Origin of the sequence: Streptomyces sp. NPDC058157, from assembly GCF_042884105.1 — a bacterium.
GTDB lineage: Bacteria > Actinomycetota > Actinomycetes > Streptomycetales > Streptomycetaceae > Streptomyces.
The window spans coordinates 1-4,544 of sequence record NZ_JBHVUQ010000336.1 but is presented as its reverse complement, the minus strand read 5'-3'; the positions used below and the strand labels follow the sequence as shown (position 1 = coordinate 4,544).

3 protein-coding genes are annotated in these 4,544 nt (G+C 73.0%); 2 read left to right on the top strand and 1 reads right to left on the bottom strand.

The genetic code is table 11. The features are described 5' to 3' along the window. Positions 1–131 precede the first annotated feature (131 nt). Positions 132–950 carry a peptidoglycan recognition family protein gene (locus ACFVXK_RS37205; RefSeq protein WP_389621385.1) on the top strand — a complete coding sequence of 273 codons (819 nt, stop codon included), beginning with the start codon at positions 132–134 and terminating at the stop codon, positions 948–950. A 181-nt stretch (positions 951–1,131) separates the two neighbouring features. Beyond that, complete coding sequence (locus tag ACFVXK_RS37200) at positions 1,132–3,474, top strand: collagenase (protein WP_389621382.1); 2,343 nt, start codon at positions 1,132–1,134, stop codon at positions 3,472–3,474. A 50-nt stretch (positions 3,475–3,524) separates the two neighbouring features. Here the strand turns inward: ACFVXK_RS37200 and ACFVXK_RS37195 are convergent. Continuing rightward, a partial coding sequence (locus ACFVXK_RS37195) for a purine-cytosine permease family protein (RefSeq protein WP_389621378.1) occupies positions 3,525–4,544 on the bottom strand: 1,020 nt, incomplete at its 5' end.

The window sequence follows — 4,544 nt, the reverse complement described above, 5'->3', positions numbered from 1 at the left end:
GGCCGTCGGCGTGCGGGGGACCTGCCGTCCCCCGAAAGGACGCATCCGGGCGGCCTTCGGAGCGCCTGCGCGCCCGGCGCGGCCCGGTCCCTTTGCATGGGTGCCCGTCCCCGACCGGAACAGGCGGCTCCATGACCTCCATCCCGTTCACCCGGCTCTCCCGCCGCAGCGTGCTCCTCGCCGCGCTGACCCTCGGATCCGTCACGCTGCCGCCCGCCGCGGCCCGGGCGGCGGCGGGCGCGGGCGCGTCCGGGGGCCGCGGGCGCATCGCGGTGCCCGAGATCACCGACTGCGACCGCTGGGGTGCCCGCGAGCCCTCCGAGGACGTCGTGGTCCTCGACAGCCGGCCCGACCGGATCATCGTGCACCACACCGCCTCGGCCAACGTCACGGACTACTCGCGGGAGCGGGCGCACGCGCTGGCCCGTGCCATCCAGGCGTACCACATGGACTCGCAGGGCTGGATCGACACCGGTCAGCACTTCACCGTCAGCCGGGGGGCCTTCGTCCTGGAGGGCCGCCACCAGAGCCTGACCTCGCTGGACTCCGGGGAGCGGATGGTGCGCGGCGCCCACTGCGTGGGGCAGAACAGCGTGGCCATCGGGATCGAGAACGAAGGCACCTACACGACGGAGGAGCCGCCCGCCGCGCAGTTCTCCGCCCTCGCCGACCTGTGCGCCCGCGTCTGCCGCCAGTACGGCGTCCCCGCTTCGGAGATCTACGGGCACCGGGACTTCAACAGCACCGCCTGCCCCGGCGACAAGCTGTACGCGCTGCTGCCGAAGCTGCGCCAGGACGTGGCCCGGCGGCTCGGGGACGAGCGGCAGGTGCCGCTGCCGCGCTGGTCGGAACACCTCCCGGCCGACTGGGCCGCGGACCCGGAGGCCGTCCGGCGCTCCCTCGCGGAGTACCTGCCGCAGGGCCTGCTCGACCCGCTGCGCCGCCACTGAACGCCCCGACCGACGGCCCTGCGAGCTGAACCGAGCGCGCCTCAGCCGCAGTGGCCGAAGTATGCCGAAGTATTCCGGCGAAAAAGCTTCCGGAGCGTTGCAACATGTGCAATTTTACATGTCACATGTCAACAGCCCGTGTCCCCATCACGCGGCACAACGGCCCCGGAGGCCCCCACAGATGCGTCCCTCCCGGATATCGAAGGCCGGCGCGCTCAGACTTCCCGCGCTCGGCGCGGCCGTCTTCCTCGCGCTCGGCCTCTTCGCACCACCGAGCCAGGCGGCCTCCGGCGGCGCCCAGGCCCCGGCCCGTACCCCGGCGGGCCGGACCGCGGCGGCAGCCCCGGCACCCCGGGCCATCCCGGTCCCCAAGTCCCCCGACGCGCAGCGCAACGCGCCCCGTCTGCGGATCTCCGCGCAGGACAGCCCCGAGGTGTCGGCCCCGGCGCCCGCACCCGCGGCCACGCCGGCCGGGGCCGCCACGTCCCTGCGGCAGTCCCCGTCCGCCGCCGCGGCCGACTGCGACGACCTCTCCGGCGTGGTCGACTCCACGGGCGCGGCGCTCGTGCAGCAGCTCACGGCCCTCCCGCGGATCAACTGCGCCTACCCGCTGTTCAACCTCACCGGGGAGAACGCCCGCAAGGCCTTCCGCGAGCCCCAGATGGTGACCGTCGCGAACGCCCTGCGCGACGCCTCCGCTTCCTACGCGGGCGACAACAGGGCCGCCGTCGGGCAGCTGGTGATGTTCCTGCGGGCCGGCTACTACGTGCAGGAGAACAACGCGGCCGCGGTCGGCGCCTACGGCCCGGCACTGGACGCCTCGGCGCGCGGTGCGCTGGACGCCTTCTTCGCGGCCCCGCACAGCAAGGACCTCACCGACGCCAACGGCGAGATATTCAACGAGGCCGTCACCCTGATCGACAGCAGCCACACGGCCGGCCGGTACGCCGGCGTCGTCAAGTGGATGCTCGGCGGCTACGACGGCACCTGGCCGGCCCAGATGGACCTGGCCATGCAGCACGTCGAGTGGGTCGTGCAGAACGGCTTCAAGGCCGAGCACGACGACCGCGGCTGGCGGGCCGCCCTCAAGGCCGACCCGTCCGTCCTCGACACCTGGGCCGGCTTCGTCACCCGCAACGGCGCCCAGCTCAACCGCCTGGACGTGGTCAGCAACGTGGGCCGCTACCTCGGCTACGCGCTCGACGTCCCCGAGCTCAAGGACCGGGTCCGGCCGCTGCTGAAGGACCTGATCAACCGGTACCCGAACGTCGGCCCCACCGGCCCGATCACGATGAACCTGGGCTGGTACACGCGCCGGTACGACAAGGGCAACTGCGCGGCGTACGCCATCTGCGACCTGGGCGCCCGCGTCCTGCCGTCGGTCCTGCCGATCCAGCAGACGTGCACCCCGGGCCTGAAGATCCGCGCCCAGGACATGTCCCCCGGCCAGCTGGCCTCCACGTGCACCAGCCTGGTCAACCAGGACGCCTACTTCCACCGGGTCATCGGCGACAAGGGCGCGATACCCGGCGACCTGAACACCAACCTCGAGGTCGTCGTCTTCGACGACTACGGCCAGTACTCGCTGTACGCGTGGGCCATCTACGACATCGACGTGGACAACGGCGGGATGTACGAGGAGGGCAACCCGGCCGTCCCCGGCAACCAGGCCCGCTTCATCGCCCACGAGGCCGACTGGCTGCGGCCGTCCTTCCAGATCTGGAACCTCAACCACGAGTACACCCACTACCTCGACGGCCGCTTCGACATGGCGGGCGACTTCGAGGCCGGTATGACCACGCCGACCGTCTGGTGGGTGGAGGGCATCGCCGAGAACATCTCGTACGGCTACCGAGGCGAGCGCAACGCCGACGCCGTCAACGAGGCCGCGAAGGGGACGTACAGGCTCAGCGACCTGTTCGACACGGTGTACGGCCAGGACCCCGACCCCGACGTCAACTCCAACCGGATCTACCGCTGGGGCTACCTCGCGGTCCGCTACATGCTCCAGGCGCACCGCCCCGACGTCGACACCGTGCTCGCCCGGTACCGGGCGGGTGACTGGAACGGCGCCCGCGCCTTCCTGAAGCAGACCATCGGCACCCGCTACGACGCCGGGTTCTCCTCCTGGCTGACGACCACCTGCGCGACCGCCGACTGCGGCCCGCTGCCGGAGGCCCCGGCCACCACCCCGGCATGCACCCTCCCGGACGCGCGCCAGTTCGACGGGAACTGCCGCCGCGACGGCCTCGCGGCCACCGCCGGCAACTACAGCCACCACTTCGTGTACCTGCCGGCCGGCGTCAAGAAGCTCACCGTCACCAGCAGCGGCGGCACCGGCAACGCCGACCTCTACTACAACGGCCCCACCTGGGCCACCAGCGGCAGCTACCAGGCCAAGTCCGTCACCGCCGGAAACAACGAGACCCTGAGCATCGACAACCCGCCCGCCGGGTGGGTCTACTTCAGCCTCGCCGCCACGCAGGACTTCAGCGGGGTGAGCCTCTCGACGCAGACCGGCTGAACCCCCGCGCCGGGGCCCCGCGGGCCCCGGCGCACGCGCGCCGCCCGGCCTCAGCCCTCCGCCCGGGCGGCGCGCACCGCGTCGTCGCCCCGCATCAGGGCCGCGTAGAGCGCGGCGGAGACGAGCATGCCGGCCGGCAGGGACAGGTCGACGCCGCCGAGCGCCCCGGCGACCGGGCCGGTGTAGAGGGTGTCGACGCAGAGGGCGGCCGCGCCGACGCCGGCCAGGAGGGCGAGGGCGCCCGCCCGGTTGAAGCCCCCCGTGTACCAGAAGGGGCCGCCGGGGGTCTCGTCGCAGAGGGCCGCGCCGTCGTAACGTCCGCGCCGCAGCAGGACGTCGGTGGCGTAGACGGCCATGAGGGGGCCGATCAGGACGACGACGACCTGCAGGGCGTTGCCGACGGTGTCGAGGAAGCGCGAGACGAGCAGCCCGTACAGGGTCAGGGCGACGGCCACGGCCCCGTCGAAGAGCACGCTGACGGAGCGGCGCACGCGCAGGCCGACGGCCTGGAGGGCGAGGCCCGCGCTGTAGGCGGTGAGGGCGTTGGCGGAGACCGTGCCGAGGACCAGGGCGAGCAGGAACAGCGGGGTGAACCAGCCGGGCAGGATCCGCTGGAGGGACTCCTGCGGATCGGTCATGTCGACGGCGGTCGCGGCGAGCGCGCCGAGGGAGGAGACCAGCACGCTGGGCAGGAAGGCCCCGAAGGCGGTCCAGCCGGTGACGGCCCACCGGGAGGAGGCGCGGGGCAGGTACCGGGAGAAGTCGGCGCTGGTGGTGTAGGACAGCGGGCCGGAGGCGGTCATCGTGGTCCCGGCGGCGAGGGCGGCCCACAGGGCGGCGCCGGTGAGCGGCCGCTCCGGGCGGTAGGCGAGGTCGGCGTGCCGGGCGACCGCGAGGGCGACGCCGGCGAAGGCCGCCGTGAGGACCAGGGTGATCGGGAGGTAGAGCTTCATGATCGTGGCGTGCCCGTAGACGCTGATCGCCAGGGTGACCGCCGCGATCAGCAGGATCACGGCGACCTTGACGCCGGTGCTCGCGGTCAGCCCCGCCCGCTCCACGAGCGCAAAGGC

Excerpts from the sequence above, each read along its gene's own strand:
- ACFVXK_RS37205 (WP_389621385.1), top strand. The coding sequence starts at position 132 with ATGACCTCCATCCCGTTCACCCGGCTCTCCCGCCGCAGCGTGCTCCTC.
- ACFVXK_RS37200 (WP_389621382.1), top strand. The coding sequence starts at position 1,132 with ATGCGTCCCTCCCGGATATCGAAGGCCGGCGCGCTCAGACTTCCCGCG.